This window comes from Vagococcus salmoninarum (assembly GCF_003987495.1).
Classification (GTDB): domain Bacteria; phylum Bacillota; class Bacilli; order Lactobacillales; family Vagococcaceae; genus Vagococcus_D; species Vagococcus_D salmoninarum.
In genome coordinates this window covers 34,591-51,718 of record NZ_NGJU01000010.1, presented here as the reverse complement: position 1 = coordinate 51,718, position 17,128 = coordinate 34,591, and the positions used below count along the sequence as shown (strand labels likewise).

Annotated in this window: 21 protein-coding genes; 9 read left to right on the top strand and 12 right to left on the bottom strand. The window is 37.1% G+C overall.

What is annotated here, in order from left to right:
* Positions 1-290 precede the first annotated feature (290 nt).
* The 4 genes from CBF35_RS07735 to CBF35_RS07720 form a co-directional block, all read right to left on the bottom strand.
* Entirely contained in the window at positions 291-632 is a 342-nt protein-coding gene (locus tag CBF35_RS07735; RefSeq protein WP_126779785.1) for a metal-sulfur cluster assembly factor, read from the bottom strand.
* A gap of 84 nt (positions 633-716) precedes the next feature.
* Positions 717-1,466, bottom strand: coding sequence for a prolyl oligopeptidase family serine peptidase (locus CBF35_RS07730; protein ID WP_126779783.1), 750 nt, complete (start codon positions 1,464-1,466; stop codon positions 717-719).
* Between the two features lie 108 nt (positions 1,467-1,574).
* Positions 1,575-2,870, bottom strand: coding sequence for a diaminopimelate decarboxylase (lysA, locus tag CBF35_RS07725; RefSeq protein ID WP_126779781.1), 1,296 nt, complete (start codon positions 2,868-2,870; stop codon positions 1,575-1,577).
* A gap of 90 nt (positions 2,871-2,960) precedes the next feature.
* Positions 2,961-3,878: a YitT family protein gene (locus CBF35_RS07720; RefSeq protein ID WP_126779779.1), complete on the bottom strand. Its 918-nt coding sequence runs from the start codon at positions 3,876-3,878 to the stop codon at positions 2,961-2,963.
* A gap of 178 nt (positions 3,879-4,056) precedes the next feature.
* Here CBF35_RS07720 and CBF35_RS07715 point away from each other — a divergent pair, with 178 nt between their 5' ends.
* The gene (locus CBF35_RS07715) at positions 4,057-4,548 is read left to right on the top strand and encodes a YajQ family cyclic di-GMP-binding protein (RefSeq protein ID WP_126779777.1); all 492 of its coding nucleotides are present in this window, start codon (positions 4,057-4,059) and stop codon (positions 4,546-4,548) included.
* Between the two features lie 124 nt (positions 4,549-4,672).
* Positions 4,673-5,218 (top strand): biotin transporter BioY, encoded by a 546-nt coding sequence (locus tag CBF35_RS07710; RefSeq protein WP_126779775.1) that lies wholly within the window; start codon positions 4,673-4,675, stop codon positions 5,216-5,218.
* A 48-nt stretch (positions 5,219-5,266) separates the two neighbouring features.
* Here CBF35_RS07710 and CBF35_RS14880 read toward each other — a convergent pair whose 3' ends face one another.
* From CBF35_RS14880 to CBF35_RS07685, 5 genes are all read right to left on the bottom strand, one after another.
* A complete protein-coding gene (locus CBF35_RS14880) occupies positions 5,267-6,778 on the bottom strand; it encodes a TPM domain-containing protein (protein ID WP_170174752.1) in 1,512 nt (503 codons plus the stop codon).
* A 30-nt stretch (positions 6,779-6,808) separates the two neighbouring features.
* A complete protein-coding gene (locus tag CBF35_RS07700; protein ID WP_126779773.1) occupies positions 6,809-7,387 on the bottom strand; it encodes a LemA family protein in 579 nt (192 codons plus the stop codon).
* A 128-nt stretch (positions 7,388-7,515) separates the two neighbouring features.
* Positions 7,516-8,175 carry a DUF4240 domain-containing protein gene (locus CBF35_RS07695; RefSeq protein WP_170174744.1) on the bottom strand — a complete coding sequence of 220 codons (660 nt, stop codon included), beginning with the start codon at positions 8,173-8,175 and terminating at the stop codon, positions 7,516-7,518.
* Between the two features lie 162 nt (positions 8,176-8,337).
* Entirely contained in the window at positions 8,338-8,682 is a 345-nt protein-coding gene (locus tag CBF35_RS07690; RefSeq protein WP_126779768.1) for an EamA family transporter, read from the bottom strand.
* Positions 8,682-9,044: an EamA family transporter gene (locus CBF35_RS07685; protein WP_126779766.1), complete on the bottom strand. Its 363-nt coding sequence runs from the start codon at positions 9,042-9,044 to the stop codon at positions 8,682-8,684. Before CBF35_RS07685 ends, CBF35_RS07690 begins: the two co-directional genes overlap by 1 nt.
* Positions 9,045-9,175: 131 nt before the next feature.
* On the opposite strand from CBF35_RS07685, the gene CBF35_RS07680 reads away from it, so the two are divergent.
* Positions 9,176-10,147 (top strand): alpha/beta hydrolase, encoded by a 972-nt coding sequence (locus CBF35_RS07680; protein WP_126779764.1) that lies wholly within the window; start codon positions 9,176-9,178, stop codon positions 10,145-10,147.
* Between the two features lie 38 nt (positions 10,148-10,185).
* Here CBF35_RS07680 and CBF35_RS07675 read toward each other — a convergent pair whose 3' ends face one another.
* On the bottom strand, positions 10,186-10,605 hold the full coding sequence (locus CBF35_RS07675) for a hypothetical protein (RefSeq protein WP_126779762.1): 420 nt from the start codon (positions 10,603-10,605) through the stop codon (positions 10,186-10,188).
* Positions 10,606-10,804: 199 nt separating this feature from the next.
* On the opposite strand from CBF35_RS07675, the gene CBF35_RS07670 reads away from it, so the two are divergent.
* On the top strand, positions 10,805-12,064 hold the full coding sequence (locus tag CBF35_RS07670) for a hypothetical protein (protein ID WP_126779760.1): 1,260 nt from the start codon (positions 10,805-10,807) through the stop codon (positions 12,062-12,064).
* A 144-nt stretch (positions 12,065-12,208) separates the two neighbouring features.
* Positions 12,209-12,493, top strand: coding sequence for a DUF4318 domain-containing protein (locus CBF35_RS07665; protein WP_126779758.1), 285 nt, complete (start codon positions 12,209-12,211; stop codon positions 12,491-12,493).
* Between the two features lie 12 nt (positions 12,494-12,505).
* Here the strand turns inward: CBF35_RS07665 and CBF35_RS07660 are convergent, their stop codons facing one another.
* A complete protein-coding gene (locus CBF35_RS07660) occupies positions 12,506-13,702 on the bottom strand; it encodes a hypothetical protein (protein WP_126779756.1) in 1,197 nt (398 codons plus the stop codon).
* A gap of 406 nt (positions 13,703-14,108) precedes the next feature.
* Here CBF35_RS07660 and CBF35_RS07655 point away from each other — a divergent pair, with 406 nt between their 5' ends.
* The 4 genes from CBF35_RS07655 to CBF35_RS14875 all read left to right on the top strand — a co-directional run bounded on the left by CBF35_RS07655 (position 14,109) and on the right by CBF35_RS14875 (position 16,404).
* Entirely contained in the window at positions 14,109-14,801 is a 693-nt protein-coding gene (locus CBF35_RS07655) for a hypothetical protein (RefSeq protein WP_126779754.1), read from the top strand.
* A gap of 16 nt (positions 14,802-14,817) precedes the next feature.
* Complete coding sequence (locus tag CBF35_RS07650) at positions 14,818-15,459, top strand: hypothetical protein (RefSeq protein WP_126779752.1); 642 nt, start codon at positions 14,818-14,820, stop codon at positions 15,457-15,459.
* An 85-nt stretch (positions 15,460-15,544) separates the two neighbouring features.
* On the top strand, positions 15,545-15,790 hold the full coding sequence (locus tag CBF35_RS07645; protein ID WP_126779751.1) for a hypothetical protein: 246 nt from the start codon (positions 15,545-15,547) through the stop codon (positions 15,788-15,790).
* Positions 15,791-16,227: 437 nt separating this feature from the next.
* Positions 16,228-16,404 (top strand): hypothetical protein, encoded by a 177-nt coding sequence (locus CBF35_RS14875; RefSeq protein WP_170174743.1) that lies wholly within the window; start codon positions 16,228-16,230, stop codon positions 16,402-16,404.
* Between the two features lie 309 nt (positions 16,405-16,713).
* On the opposite strand, the gene rplS is transcribed toward CBF35_RS14875, so the two are convergent.
* Positions 16,714-17,061, bottom strand: coding sequence for a 50S ribosomal protein L19 (rplS, locus tag CBF35_RS07640; RefSeq protein ID WP_126779749.1), 348 nt, complete (start codon positions 17,059-17,061; stop codon positions 16,714-16,716).
* Positions 17,062-17,128: the final 67 nt, after the last annotated feature.

Here is a 17,128-nt window from a genome sequence, read left to right as displayed (position 1 = left end):
TCAGTAGCAATGGTCTCTACTTAAAGACAAGACCTCTTGAGCGTCACCAAAGTTTCAAGTTAATCAGGACGGTTTCTGACAAACAATCACAACAAATAGTTGCCTAAATTATAGCAATTTTTCTTTATAAAGACTACTTAAACAGCTGGATGTTAGGCTTTAGTAATTATTGATTTTATTTTCCCTAGAGGCTGTCAATCCTTTTTTAGGCAATAAAAAAACTTTCTAATAGTTACATTAGAAAGTTCAATCGTTCTACGACTTATCATTTAATCACTTTTGGGCAATCCTTAAGCTCTAATCCCTAAAGCAATCCGAGCATAACGGCTCATCCGGTCTGTTGTCCACGCCGGATACCACACAAGTTTGACTTCTGTTTCTTTGACTTCCTCAACTTCTTTTAAAGCGTCGATGATGTTCTCAGTAATCACATCTGCTAAAGGACAGCCCATCGTTGTTAAGGTCATTTTAACGGTACATAACCCATCTGTGGCAAATTCAACTTCATATATAAGACCTAGGTTAACAATATCAATCCCTAATTCCGGATCAATAACTGTTTCTAAGGCTGTTAAAATTTCTTCTTTAATAACGTCCATCTCTTCTGACGTCCATTCTATTTCTTGACTCATCTTAATTACCTCCTTTTACAACTCTCTCACATATAATAACTTTTATTCGGCTTTTTGTAAATGAGAAAGTCTAGTCTTTAATTATTACAAGTGTTCTCCAAAGAAAGTGGCTGTTTCCAAAGAGATCTGATAAGGCACCCGGTGACCGTCAGCAGTCCTTGTAAAACTCAAATTCCGACCAGCTTCAGTTCCTTTGAACTTTTCATAAAAAGCGAAAGTCTCAAGATAAGGAATGACTGGATCTTCTTCGCCGTGCCAAAAATGAATTGGCCGACCAGCTAAGTTACCTGGATTAAGACTCAGATCATATTTCTTTAATTTGGCTAATTGACTTGCCGTATCTGCTGGTAAAACAGTGCCTGCTGCTTCAATGGCTGCGACTGTCCCTTGGGCAAAAGCGGTTAAATTAGGGCTACCCATCAAGCAAACACCCGCTTTAATTGCTGGATACGATGTTAGTAAGCCACAGGTTGTAATCCCACCCATGGAAGCTCCCGTTACTCCTAAGCGTTCAGGATCACTTAGCTTGGCTTTAATATAATAATCAGTAATAATTGGGAATTCTGTTATGTTTTGCTGAATAATTTCCCAAAAATCCATCATGTGTTCTTTCGTTAGTTTGTCATCTTGCCGCTGACCATGGTAAATGGCTTCAGGTAACAATACCCGAAAGCCCTTTTTAGCAATTTCATACCCGTGAATCAAACTTTGCTCTTTGACATTTGTCCAACCATGATAAAAAACCACAGTCGGCAAGGCTTCTCCTTGACGTTCTGTGAGAACTATTTCTAATACAGGGATTGTTGAAATCACTCGATCGTAAACACTAATCATTCCATATTCCTCCTCAATCATAATCATGGCTTTATTGTATCATAGACTATCGGCTCTTTAAATAATAAGCGTTATAAAAAAGGACTTGCTAATTAGCAAGTCTAGTTTTTAAAACACATCTAATTGAGTCAAGTCAGCGAAAGTTTCTCGGCGTAAAACTAGTTGGGCTTGACCCGCTTCCACAAAGACAACTGCTGGCTTAGGATTTTTATTGTAAGTGCTAGCCATTGAATACCCATAGGCCCCAGTCGTTAAGACAGCAACTAAATCGCCAGGAACAACTTTCGGAAAATCAAGATCAGTAATCAATTTATCACCAGATTCACAATACTTACCTGTCAATGTGATGACCTCTGTTTCCTCTTCATGACGGTTAGCTAAAACTGCTGAATAGAGAGCACCATACAACGCTGGGCGAATATTATCCCCCATGCCGCCATCTACCGAGACAAACTTGCGAATACTCGGAACGACTTTTTCAGCCCCAACGGTGTAAAGTGTTGTTCCCGCTTCAGCTACAATCGAGCGTCCAGGTTCAATCCAAACTTCCGGTAAAGGATAGGTTTCAGCTAAACAACTTTCTTTAACCATAGTGGCGATTTGTCTAACATATTCTGCCGCTGGTAAAGGCGTATCTGCTTCCGAATAAACCACACCGAAGCCACCACCTAAATTAAGCACCTTTGCCACATAATTAAACCGTTGGCGCCAATCAACTAAGACACTTAACATCTTTTCAGTCGCCGCTTGAAAGCCTTCCGTTCCAAAAATTTGTGAACCGATATGACAGTGGATTCCTAGTAACTCTAATTCTGGTGTACTTAAAACTTGTTGTAAGGCTTGTTCCCCTTGACCACTCTTGACATCAAAACCAAATTTGGAATCTTCTTGACCAGTTAAAATATAATCATGTGTGTGGGCGTCAATTCCTGGTGCAAGGCGTAACAAGATTTTTTGTCTAGTTTTCTTCGTTTTTAACAAGTCTGTTAAGACACTTAATTCGTAAAAGTTATCAACGACAATTACTCCGACTTGGCTATCAATGGCCATTGCTAATTCTTCAGGTGTTTTATTATTTCCATGAAATTCAATCATTTCAGGGTCAACCCCGGCTTTTAGCGCCGTGTAAAGCTCACCGCCAGAAACAACGTCAAAGGCTAAGCCTTCCGCCGCTAACAAGCGATATAAAGCAATTGACGTAAAGGCTTTACTTGCGTACACAACCCGGTGAGGCATCTCTAATGTTTCAAATGTTTGTTTAAACCCGCGAGCTTTTTCTTTAATTAAAGCCACATCGTAAACAAATAATGGTGTTTGGTAGTCTTTCACTAAGGCAACTGTGTCACAGCCACCAATTTCAAGGTGTTGCTTTTCGTTAAATACTGCAGTCCCGAATAACGTCATTCTTTTGCCCTCATTCTTTCTTAATGTACTAAAAGAATAGCATAGTTCAAAAAATAAGCAAAGAAAAAACAAGTTCATTGATTGAACTTGCTAACTTTCTCTTAAAGCCTTTTCTTGATTTTGTTTAAAGGCTTTTTGCTGATCTTCATTCCAGTACATTCCCATCACACTTTGAGTCGGGGTGATGTTAATAAAGGCATTAGGGTCAACAGAGTAAACGGCTTTTTCTAAGTCAAATAATTCATAACGACTGACAACCATCATAATCATCGTACTTTCTAAATTAGTATATCCACCACGGGAAGGCATTAAAGTCATTCCCCGAGCAACATTTTCTTTAATTTCTTTGATGACAATCTCTGATTTATTAGACACGATAAAGGCGGTAACTTTTTGACTGCCAGTATGAATCATATCTACAACTTGGGTTAAACAATAGATCGAGATAATCGTATACAAGGCCGCTTCCCAATCATACATCATGCCAGCGACAATAATAATTAATAAATTCATTGAGAATAGTAAACTCCCCACTGATCGTCCTGTTGTTTTAGCAATGACTAAGGAAATCACATCTAAACCACCAGTTGTAAAACCAAGCTTTAGACATAAACCAGCCCCAAAACCAACTAAGACACCACCGACGATTGCATTCATTAAAGCATTATCAGTAACAACTTGTTGGGGAATAATCATTGTTGTAACAGAAATCGAAAGGACCGTTAAAAAGCTAAAGACTGTCGCTGATTTCCCGAGTTTCAGCCAACTAATAATAAAAATTGGCACATTCAGTAAGAAAATTAATAGACCAGTATCAATTTTAATACCTAAATACATCTCAAAGGCTCCTGAAACTAGCTGAGAAATCCCATTCATACCAGCTGAAAAAACATTGGCTGGGATTAAAAACATATTTAAAGACACAGCTGCCAAAATTCCGGCTAAAATTACAACCCCAATTTTTGAAAGCAGTTCATTTTTTAATAACCACAAAAAACTTCTCTTCATGTTAAGCCTCCTAAATTATTCACTAGCTTAGAATATCAGTTTATGCGGCTGATTCATAGCCTTTTTTTGGATATTTACGAAAATTTTCCCGAGTTTCTTTATTGTTAACCCCTTTCATGCTAAGATATATAAGAAGTTATCTGCCTTATTTGAATATATATTATTAGGAGGAAATAAAATGGCTAAAGATGCTAGTTTCGATATTGTTTCAGAGATTGATATGGAAGATGTAAAAAATGCCTTAGCTGTGGCATTAAAAGAAATTACTAACCGTTTTGATTTTAAAGGCTCAATCGCTGATATAAAACTTGATGGTGATAAACTAATTGTTGTTGCTGAGGATGACTTTAAATTAGAACAAGTCAAAGATGTGCTCTTCAGTAAATTAATGAAGCACGGTGTACCCATTAAAAATATCCAATTTTCTAAAAGTGAACACGCTTTAGGTGGTAATGCTCGGCAAACGGGTGACTTAGTCAGTGGCATTGATCGTGATAATTCTAAAAAAATCACGACAGCCATTAAAAATTCTAAGCTAAAAGTCAAAGCAACGATTCAAGATGACCAAATTCGAGTCACTGGCAAAAGTCGGGATGATTTACAGGCGGTCATGGCGTTAACCCGTGAACTCCCCTTACCAATTGAACTCCAATTTAGTAATTTCCGTTAAGATCAAAGGACCGTTGACTGATGTCACGGCCCTTTTTTATTTTTGATTATTTTCTTGCTTTCTCCAAAAAACAATGTTAACCTAAAATAGTTAGCGGTTAACAATACAAAAACAGGAGTGACATATGAGAAATAAAAAATTAAAACAACTAATTATTAATGCCCAATTCGCCATTATTATCGCGATCATCGCTCAATTTACTTTACCCTTTGGTTTAGTGCCTTTAACTGGTCAAACTTTTGCCATTGGGATTGTTGCAACTATCTTATCACCACTGAATAGTGTGATTGCTATTTTAATTTATCTCCTCATGGGGATTATCGGGCTACCTGTTTTTGCTGGCTTCAGCTCAGGCATTGCCATCTTATTCGGTCCTACTGGCGGCTACTTAGTCGGCTTTATTTTTAATGGTTTAGTAACTGGCTATTTATTACAAAAAACCAAGCATACAACGTTTTGGGCAATCATTGCCAACTGTGCTGGCGCCTTAGTTACTCTTCTATTCGGGATGGCTTGGTTAAAAGTTGCCGCTAATTTGACTTGGAGTGCCGCTTTATCTGGTGGTTTAGTCGCTTTTATTATTCCAGGAATTATTAAAGCTGTGGCGGCTGCCATGGTTGGTCTGCTTATTCGCAACGCCTTGCTCCGAGCACGAATTACTGACCTATAAACAAAAATGCCAGAACAACTCTTAATTCGAGTTGTTCTGGCATTCCCTTTACCATTTTCCTGAAAAACCGCCACCACCTGATGAGCCGCCTCCGAATGAGGAGCCACCACCAAGGGAGGAACCACTACTACTAGAACGATAACTTGACCACATCATTGAGCTTTGCAAGAAGTAAGTCCCGAGCATCATGCTTTCTAAATCAGCAATCGCTTTGTTGCGGTAGCTTCTTTCAATACTCTGGCGTTTTTTACGGGCGAAGCCATAAGCTCTTTCGATTTCCGGTTGCCCGATTAAGTTTTGCGTCACCAAATTAGGGTCTGCTAAATTTCGATCTTTTAAAACGAAGTAAACCATTAAAGCAACCATTAGTCGTTGGTCAGTTGTATCTCGGAACCTGACATTATTGTTGACTAAAAATTGTTCTGATACCGATTTTACTTTAGCTTTATTTTGAGCCGTAATTTGTAAAGCAAGTTTATGTTCTTGAGTCACCTTATCAACAAATTCTTTAATGATTTTATAACCAACTTCACCACTTAAAGGGTTTCTAGTTAAAACAGTTTGATTGAAGAATTGTTGATGATACGTTGCGACTAACGAATTAAAACTATCATGCTCCAAATAAATATCTAAATTATACTCAGCATTTTCTGGTTTCTGTTTCCAATACTTAACAACAGCATCCTCCACAAAAAACTTCCCAATTTGCTCCTTTAACAGCTCTTCCCGATCATCAACGTTTTTCCAAGCTGGTTGACTAATCAAGGCTGTTGCCACAGCTTTCGAGAGTTGCCAATCTCTAAGTCGGTGATCCGTTGGTAATTGCTGACCCCCTAAAACAAGGGGTTTGCGAGGGTTATTGTATAATTGGACTTGGAGTTCTGGGCTGACAAATTTTTCAGCTGCTTTTTGAATCTTTTTCTTCTTCTGATTATGTTGGGAAATCCCAAAGACAAAGACTAAGCCTAAGGACATAATCCCCATTAAGACCATTTTTATAAACTGGCGGGTCCGTGCTTTTGATTCATCTACTTGGGCCACTGAAGCGGCATAATCACCATAACGCTCTACTACCACTTTTTCAATATTAGCAGTAATCATCATCACTGCTTTGCCGTAGTTTTCAGCTCTAAGTTCATCTTCAATGTCACTAGTTACAATGTCCCGTTTCATGCCATCGGTAATAACAGCTTCAACACCATAACCGGTTTCTAAACGATAGTCATGGTCTTCAATTGAAATCACAAACAAGAAGCCATTGTCACTGTTTTCATTACCAATACCTAACTTTTGAAACTTCTTCTCAGCATAATCTTCGATACTACCATACTTATCTAAGTTTTTAAGAGTCACCACTGCATACTGAGGCTCTCCTTCTAACTCTTTAAAGGTTTTTTCGTTTAAATCACGAATAGCCATTTTGTCTTGATCATTCAAGATCCCTGCATAATCTTCAACAAAAATTGTCTTAACTTCCGCCTTGACGTTAGCTGGTGAAAAAAGTAATAGTAGTCCAAGGATTGCAACTAAGCCAGTCCCATATTTAATCAGACGTCTCATTTTCTCATCCCCTTAATACTAATTGACTAATTACTCGTCATCCTCATCGTCAAAGTTAACGTCTGGTGCTTTTTCGGCTCCTTTGTCAGCTTCGAAGAACTCTTTCTTATCAAACCCACCGATACTAGCAAAAATTGATTTCGGGAATTTTCTGATTGCCACATTATATGACTTAACAGCTTCATTGTAACGATCGCGTTCAACTGAAATCCGGTTTTCCGTTCCTTCTAATTGAGTCATTAATGTTTGGACATTTTCGTTTGATTTAAGCTCAGGATAATTTTCCATCACGACTAATAAACGAGATAATGCCCCTTCTAGTTCGCCACTAGCTTCAGAAACTTCTTCTGGCCCTTTAGCTCCTGCCATTTTAGCACGAGCATCAGCAATGTTACCAAAGACTTCTTTTTCTTGTTTCATACTACCTTTAACTGAGTTAACTAAGTTAGGAATTAAATCATAACGTCTTTGTAATTTTGACTCGACGTTGGCCCATTGTGCATCAACATCTGCCTCTTTACTCACTAATCCGTTATAAGTTGTTCCAAAAAGGATTCCTATTACAACGACCACACTGATAATTCCTAATACCATCTTATTCATTTTCATCTTAACGACCTCCTAGTTTTTTGCTAACTGCCTTTCATGACATTTACATTACAGTTAGATTGTCTTTGTGTTACAAGTATAACTGTTTTTGAGAAATTAAAATACAGACTTTAGACTGATATTACAAATCAGCCTTCGCCAAACTCCGTATTGACTACACTAATCTCATACTTCATCGCGTATTTATTTAAATACCCTAAGTATTTTTGGCATAACTTTGGTAATTCCCGTTTAAAGCGTTTCGTTGAATTTTCATTCCAAGAAAAGTTAATGTTTTTATCTAAAGCTAGCTCTAAAGCGAGTTGATGAGTTACTTCAGCCCCTAAAGCTAAGTTGTTGACATAGTCAAAATAGAGCGCTTCTGGGTCTCGATCTCGCTGACTAGCGTCCCGTTTAACTTTACTAATAAAAACTTCTTGACCACTATAAATAATTTCTTCAAATTTAGCACTAAAATTTTCTGGGTGTTTCACGATTAAGTCGGCTAAATCATCTACTTGTGCCATGATGTCAAAATAATAGTCTTTTCCCATTGAAATTAACCAACAACGAAAATCTGTAAAGCCATCCTCATTGCAATCGCCCTTATTAATAATAAAAGCCCCTGCCCAAAGTTTTTCTTTTTCTGCTAGTTGTAAATACGCCTCAAAATAATTATCCCACAACACCACCTCTGTTAGACTTAACTTTTCTAATTGGTAAGTTAGTTCATCTAAATAAGATTCTTTTGTTCCTTGATATTTACTAATAACTTCTTCAATAATCCCCCAAAAACGCTCCTGATTCACACAACAGCCTCCATCATTCTCTTTGCTAGCATTTAATAACAACGGCTAACACTTCTATTATATACGATACTACTATTTGGTTAAAAGACTAATGCTCAGATAACCCCTTAAATACAGGTTATTATAAACATTAAAATTATTATATTCTAATTTCCCTCTAAACTAACGACTAATTACAAAAACACCAATAATAATCAAAAGGATTGCAATCCCTTTATTAAGTGACAAACGTTCTCTAAAAATAAAGACGGAAATCATCGCTGTCCAAACGTAAGTTAAGGAAGTCATGGGAAAAACAATCGAATATTCAAAAGCCCCTAAAAGAATAATGTTAGTCACTGCACTTAAAATATAAAAGAACAGTCCTAAGTATGCTGCACCTGAGCGTAAGACATTTCCTAGACTTAGTTCTGGCATATTATCCATGGCTTTTTTTAAGTACAAAGCCCCAACACTACCGGTTAAAGTTGTGACTAGTAGTAAGATCATTCCTAAAAACCAATTCATTAGACCTCACCTTTCTTTCCTTCAGTATTTAAGAGGGCCGCTCCAATAATAATAATTACCGTGCCAATAATCTTATTCGTTGTAATTGTTTCGCCAAAAAAAATATTCCCAAAAAAGATAGATAAGGCAAAGCCCAAGCTCATCATCGGTTGTAAGATTGACACTTCACCATAACGAAAGGCGATCATCATCAAGACCATGCCACCACCTGAAATTAATAGTCCTAAAACTAAGATTAAAATCCCTTGAATCGTTGTCATATCTCCTAACTTCCAGAAAACTTGACTTAAACTACTGAGAGTTGCTGCAACACAAATTAAAATAATGGCAGTTGTCCAACTATTTTGCTTTTTTTCTTCCATAATCTTTTCCTCCACTCTTTAGTCCTTTAATGATACCATGGCACGGTTTCAGTGTATATAAAACACATAGTAAATAGAAGGTCTGTGTTATACTATTGTTACAACTTAAACTTTGAATGTGAGGGATTTTTATGAAATTATTACTAATACTTGGCCTATTTTTATTACTAGTAATTATTGGCCTGCTGTACTACGCTGCTAACTTTCTTTTTAAAGGCATCTTAGACCGACAAGACACTTGGTTCGATGATGTGGCCCATAGTTTAGTCAATACTGATATTGATGCTGAACATGATTCAGCAATTACTGAGCGTGAAGCTTTCCAGTTAGCAACAGGTACCGCTTTTTGGGAAACCTCAACGGAACATCATCATTTAAAGTCTTTTGATGGCTTAACTCTCCATGGCCGAGTTTTCTATAGTGAGACTGATAGCGATAAGTGGGTCTTATGTTTCCACGGTTATCGAACAAGTGGGCTGATTGATATGGGCTATATTGCAAGCCGCTTAGTTACAGCCGGCTATAATTGTCTCATTGTTGACCAAAGAGCCCATGGTGAAAGTGAGGGCCGTTTTATTACTATGGGGTGGTTAGAGCGACGAGATGTTCTCACATGGACTGATTACATCATTAATCAGAAAAAACCTGGAAAAGTCTTTTTAATGGGTGATTCCATGGGGGCTGCTACAGTTTTAATGGCCAGTGGTGAAGTCCTACCACCTGAAGTTCAAGGAATTGTCGCTGATTGTGGTTACACCTCAATCAAAGATCTTTTTAACTATTTATTAGGTAGCGCCTTTAAAGTCCCAACTTGGGTGCCAATTGTCGGCATGTTTAGCTTAATCACTCGGGCACGTTTAAAATTTAATATATACGATGCCTCAGCTGAGAAACAATTACAAAAAAACAAGTTGCCAATTTTATTTATTCACGGTGACGCCGATACTTTTGTACCTTTAGCAATGAGCAAACGTAATCAAGCGGCTACTCAAGGGCCTAATGACTTAGTTATCGTGAAAGAGGCTCCTCATTTTTCTTCCATTTTATTTGACCCAGAATTATACTTAACTTCTGTTGTCAGCTTTCTCAATTCACAAAAATAAACAGGCTCAGTGACTTTATCGTCACAGAGCCTGTTTTTCTAGACTTTCTTCTGAAATTTATGGTGACATTTCGGACAAGTTATCGCTATTTTCCCTTTACCTTTGGGGACCCGCACATCTTGCTTACACCCTGGACATTTGAAGTAGCGATATTTTTTGCGATTTAGCAATTTACTTTTAGTTAACGCCCATGGTTGCTTTATTTTTTGCCACCATCTTTGATATTTTTGATTTTCTTGAGCCCTAACATAAATCTTCTTTGAAAAGATTCGATAATAGACTAAAAAGACACTAAGCAACATCAGCAGCATCAATAAGTAATGACTGAAAAATAAATTAATTATCATACTGCCGAATGCTAATACTAACAAATGTCGATTCAGTTGATCTAAGTGACCATACCTTCCTCTCATTAATTTGATTATTTTTAATTGCCATTTTGTTGGTTGTTTATTCATTAATCTCCCTCACTTTATTATCTAAGGTAATTGTAGCTAAGAAAACGTTTATTTACTACTATTATTTCCAGAAATTTGTGTGACCTTTCTATGTCTTAGACTACTTTTTTATTTGACAATATTTAGGGAATTATGATAAATTAATGACGTTACAAACTAAAACGTAATGATCACGTTTAATAATATAGGATGGTGATGAATGATTAAGATTGAGTTACCCAAACGCCTTTTGCTACTTTCATTCTTGGCACTAAATTTCTTCCTCGTCGCTTGCGGTTCAGAAAAATCTCAGGATAGCTCTCCCGCCCAGTCAGAGACTGTTAATAGCAGTCAGCCAACAGAGGTCAGTCATCTTGAACAACGACTACTCATTGCTTTTGATGATTCAGTCTCCCTTTATGAAACAGATGATTTCATTGCCATTGACAACTTCTCAGTCACTGCCCCCCAACTATCAGCAGGGCCTAATGAACGGCTAGCGTTTTTGGCTAACCGTGAGGAAAATAGCGTTAAAGTCCTAGATCTAGGTGTTTGGTACGAAGATCACGGCGATCATCTCCATTTTTATACTCAGCCTCCAGAATTACTGCCTTACGAAATTACTGGTGAGAAACCTACTCATATTGTTAATCACAAGGAGCAGTCAGCCATCTTTTTTGATGGCACAGGAGAGGTTCAGGTCTTTTCAGCCGCGGCCCTCTTAGCAACTGAACTCCCTGAAGCTGAGTTACTAATTCCCGATAGTCCCCATCACGGCGTGGCCCTCCCTTTAAGTAATGGTGGTGTGATTCGAACGTTGGCTAACGATGAGGAAGGATTGCCTGACACTTTAGGACTTTTTACTGAGGACGGCGATAAAACTATTTTAACACCACATTTAAAAGGGATTCACGGCGAAGCCGTCGGCAGTGCTAACGGTCAAGAAGTCATGGCTTTTGGTAGTGAAGAACATGTTGGATTGTTTTCGGAAGAGGAAGAATCCTTCACCTTATTAGCCCTGCCTGACACTGAGGCTCGGGTCGGCAGACTAGTTGGTGATTCAAATTCACCTTACTTGTTAAGTAATTACAGCAGCCAAGAAACACCTGCTTTAAGTAACAACGTCTTAATTATTAACTTAGCAGAAGAGCAGCTGAGTAAAGTTGACTTAGGAACCCCTTACTTGTCTGGCTTTATTCACGATGGTAGTCAACAAGGCTATGTCCTTGGTCTTGACGGAAATATCTATGTCATTGATTTAGTGAAAGAAGTTGTCAGTCAGAAAATCAACGTCCTCCAACCTTTTGAGGCCCCAAGTGGTCATGGCGGGACACAGCCTAGTCTTGGGTTGAGTAATCAGGGGCTACTAGTGACTGACCCACAAGCAAAGAGCTTGCTTTTAGTTGATCTCAGCTCTGAAGAATTAACGACTGTCGCAACCTTCTCTGAAGAACCGACCCACCTGCTAGTTTTTAACTAAATCTTTTTCAAGGAAACCTAATAAAAAAATGGCTCAGCTTTTGGCTGTGCCATTTTTGTTAGACTATTTTACGGCTTTAGGCTGATTTAAGCTTTTTTTAGACGTGTTATAATAAAAGAAAATCATTTAAAGGAGTTCCTATCTATGAAAAATATTTTAAAACTTTCCAAAGATTTATTAACAACTCCCGTCTTGTTTATTGAACCTTATCAACAAGAAGAGACCTTACTGACAGACTCGCTAATTTGTACTTCGATTGAACATTATGCTCAAAAAAACAACTTGGAATTAAGCTTCACTAGTCAGGAATCACCGATTACTTTTGAGTTAGCCGATGTTGCTTACGTCGCTAACGTGGATAGCTTGTTAAACCAAATCGGCGGAACGACGCCTCTAGCTTCAATAGCTTGTCGTCAAATTAAATCCTAACTTTCTCGCTCTTTATTGAAATACATCTTTTGCCTCAAAAATTAAAAATTTTCCTTGGTTATTGTCAAAATCATCAAAGGTTAACACATAACTATCTCCCGAACTGTCATTAAACATTTTTAAAGAGTGACTGTTTTTAAGCCCACTTTGAAGTTGTTGAACTACTAACTCTTGATTGTTGATTTTTCCAAGGTAAATTTCATTATTACCAGCTACAAAATCACTAAATAAGAAAAAATCCTTCCCTGCATACAATTTTTTTTCAATTTGAAAGCTTTCTCCCATGTCGTAACTTAATTCTGTCACTGTTTGAGTAGCAAAATCAAATAAATTGAAATGCGCAAATTGATCAGTATCACTTATTTTATCATAGTTTATGGTGATAACTTGTTGATTAGGCAGTATTGCCCCTTGGTCAATTTTCAAATTTTTTAATCCTGGCCACTGAAGCACTGTGCCTTCCAGACTACTACTTAATTGGAGTACGTCTTTTTTATTGTCATCAATACTAGAACCTGTTAAAAATTGGTGATTAGACAGATTTTTTTCTATTCCCCCTGGGGACTTGTTAAAATATTTAGCAAATAATTTATCGTAAACACCGTCTTTAGCAAACACTTCACCAACTTCTAGTGTTTTTCCAGCTTTTTCCAAATCAAACACAGCCATAAAAGAACTATCGTTTTCGATACTGTAATCCACTGCTATTTGATTTTCAAACACATTATACTTAGTAATCTTCGTTTTATCATCTAAAGGAAAAAGAGTTTTTACCTCAAGTTCCTTCATATTAGTGTCTAAATAGCCTATGTTTTTTTGTTGTTCAAAGTCGTTTCCTAAGTCCCAAACAAGATAGCTCCCTAACCGATACAGTTTTATCACTTGCAACTCTGAAGCCTCAGTATCGTAATCAATAATAATTTCAGAGTCATCCTTATTAAGATTGTATTTTAAAATGCTGCTCTTGTTAGCTGAACTATCATTTAGAACATAATAAATATCTTCGCCAACTAAGACCCCTTGATCAATTTCTTGGTTTGGCTCATAAGGAATAGTGTAAACGTTGAATTCCCTTGCTACTAATTCATCTTTTTCTGTCGATTCAATTGAGGGTTGTGTTATTTCGTTGACTGCCTCTTCTGAGCTGCTTTTATTGCCACAACCTGCTAATCCTAAAATGACAACGGTACATAAAATAATCTTTTTCATTTTCTCTCTCCTTTTAGTTCGTTTAACGATGTTTAATTATACCACAACGAACACTTTCGTATAACTAATTCGATATCGTTTAAGATTTAAGACTTATTTTTAATATTTTGTATTTAAGATAAGGCCCCTTACTAAAAATTCTGTAACTATCATTAAGATGCCTCTAAAGGTTAGATTGGCACAGGTTGCTAATATGTAAGGGCCTCACCGCAGTTCTTAGTTATGGAAACACACGGGACTTTTTAATTTGACTTAATTACCGTTCCCGCCCACTTCACTATTTGAAAAAAACTTGCTATTTTCTAATAAATCCCTTCCCCATAGTCTAATAGCTATGGTAAACTATGCCTAATCAAGCTCTTTGGACAACTGTCACTAGCTTTTTTTAGATCGGAGGATAACAACTATGACCTCATTTTGCCACTCTTTATTACTCCTAGCTCTAACTTTTTTCTTAACTGCTTGCACTACTTCCCAGCCCTCTCAGTCCAGTATTTTGAGCAACTCCAGTTCTTCCTTTGAAACTTCAGCCACTTTGGAAACTATTCAAGAACGACCAACAACTGACAGCTTTGCTTTTAACCAAGTCGGTGATACTCGCCCTAACTTATATGATGAGTCTATCGAGACTATCCTCCAGCGTTATGACCTTAATGAAACGATTACTTTAATGCCAGAAGTTACCTTAGAACTTGAGTCGGTTTCAATCATTACCACGTCTAATTTAAAAGCTGCTTACTTGGATCATGACGATAGTCTGAAAAATTATATTGACAATGACAGCTATCGATCATTAGTTTTCAGCGGCCGTTTAGAAAACAATCACACAGAACCAATTCTTTTCAAAGGCTTTCAAAACATCCAACTAAGTCATAATAGTCAATCTCTTCAGCTTAAAACACCTTTAGAAATCCCTTATTACCAGCTTAGCTTACCTCAAACTAGTCTTCCCCTAATGCCTTTTGAAGGCAAACTTGAACTTGAGCTTCCAACCACACTCAGTCAGCTTTCCATTACAACTTGGCCTTTAGAATCTCGCTCAGAAGTCGTTATCGCTCAACCAATTACTTTTACAGTCCAACTAGTCAGCCCCCCTTAATAGAAATGAGGTTTTTATGAAAAAAAACACTTATTTAGAGCTGATTCTGCTACTTTTAATAGCTCTATTTTTAACAGCCTGTACCCAATCTTCGCCGGAAGTTAATCAACATACTTTAACTAGCTCCTCTCAAAGTCCCCACCAAGAGTCTTCAGCTGATCGTTTTCCTGACCTACAGCCCCTACCGGATTCTCTTTCAAAAACCTTAATAAAATCTGGCAACCCTAATAAAACTATCGAAATTTACGAAGACTTTTCCTTAACGATTAATCACATTAAAGTCACTCAAGAAGAGATGCCTAGCACTTATCAAGAAAATGACCCCTACTTGCTTTCTTTTTTTAAAGATTCTCATTTTTATTATTTGGAATTAACAATTACCGCTGTTAACAATCGTGAAGAGAGTGTTGATTATCCAGGGTTTGAGTACGTCGTTACTGATCAGCGGCAACAAATTCAAATTTTTTATGAATCTGGCATGGTTAAATGGCCCAGTACCTTTCAGCCAGGAACTTCAACTACGATTAAAGATTACAAATTAAGACTTTTACCTAACAATTTAGAACAACTGACCGATTTTGTTTTTTGGACCCCAGAAATTTTGACCGATAACCCAGATGATTACCTTGAGTCCCTTTCTCTCGAAATAACTATTTAACAATCATTCAAAAAAATTAAAACAACCCTTTCATTTAACAATCCTTTATAAACGATGTATAATACGATTAGAAAGAAGGGATAATATGCTGAATAAAAATAGGCAAACAATCATTGGCAGGATTGTTGCATTTGACACTGTTCTACCAGAAGATGTCTCCTTTGTGAATTCTAAGTTGGCGACTTTTGCTTATGACATTGATGGAAAAGTCTATAACTCTGAAAACACCATTCAAGTTCCGATGACCTACGACATCGGCCATCGGCTAGAAATTGCTTATGATCTTGACAATCCAACTAAGATTTATAAAAAACATCTGTTTGTTCTTTGATTTTCCTGCCTCGTCAATCAGTAGACGAGGCTTTTTCAATCTCTAATTTAAAAAGCCAGCATAAATAATCTGCCAGTTATGTTCCTTAACTAGAATCCAATAGAACTCCTCGTAGGTTGATAAGGGTTCTAAAGAACCTGAATCTCTTCCTGTTTTTATTTTTGAAGAAAAAAATATTTTTCGGCTCATATTGTTCATATTGGGAGTTACTTTCTAAAAAAGAAGGTAACTAACTAAGAATTAATCCTTCTGATGCTGATTCATCGTAATTCAAATGACTGATTCTGCTATTTTTTATAAAGTCATCCCTTGAATTTAGAATCAAATCAGTCCCTTCTAACATTTCACCATCTGAAAAGGAGCATTTTCCAATCGTGACTAACTTGTAAGAATTAAGTTACCGCCATCATGTTAATCAAGATAAAGAGGTGATTACTATGGAAAAGTCCAAATGGTATCAAAAGAAAAGCTTTTACGTCCCTGTGGCACTTGTTTTAGGCTTCTTAGGCATCGGCGCTAGTTATGCCACTTTATTAGGAAAAAAAGTAACTGACGACATTAATCCTGACTATTACAAGGAAGCCAATGAAGAATTATTTAAAGACAATAATTAGAGTCACTTAACTTCAAGTGCTTGTTTAGCGCAAAGATTCTTTCTAGACTAGCTTTGATCGAGAAGAAAGTTCCTGTTTCCGTTTCTACATATCGACTAACAGTCAAATAAATTTCAAAAAAAGACTCTTGTTGGAGTCTTTTTTTATTAGCTATGACAAATTTGTTATGTGATCTAAGGTCAATCGATGCTTGTTATTACTATATGTAAAAAAAGTTAAAGCATCAATTCCCCCTAAACAATATAACGACACAACACAAAAAGAACCCTTGATTTCTCAAGGGTTCTTTGCTCAAACAATAACGTTGAATTAACGACGCATTTCTTTGATACGAGCTGCTTTACCATGACGTTCACGGATGTAATAAAGTTTCGCACGACGAACTTTACCAAAGCGAATAACTTCAATTTCAGCAACACGAGGAGTGTGGACTGGGAACGTACGTTCTACCCCAACACCGCCAGACATTTTACGGACTGTGTAAGTCTCGCTAATTCCAGCTCCTTGGCGTTTAATAACAACACCTTCAAATAACTGGATACGCTCACGAGTACCTTCGACAACTTTCGCGTGAACACGTACAGTGTCCCCAGGACGAAAAGCTGGAATATCACTACGTAATTGTTCTTTCGTGATTGATTCGATTAATGGATTCATTTTATCTTTCTCCCTTATTCCAAACATTCATATGAGTTTCTTCACAGCGGAATATCGTAATAGTTAA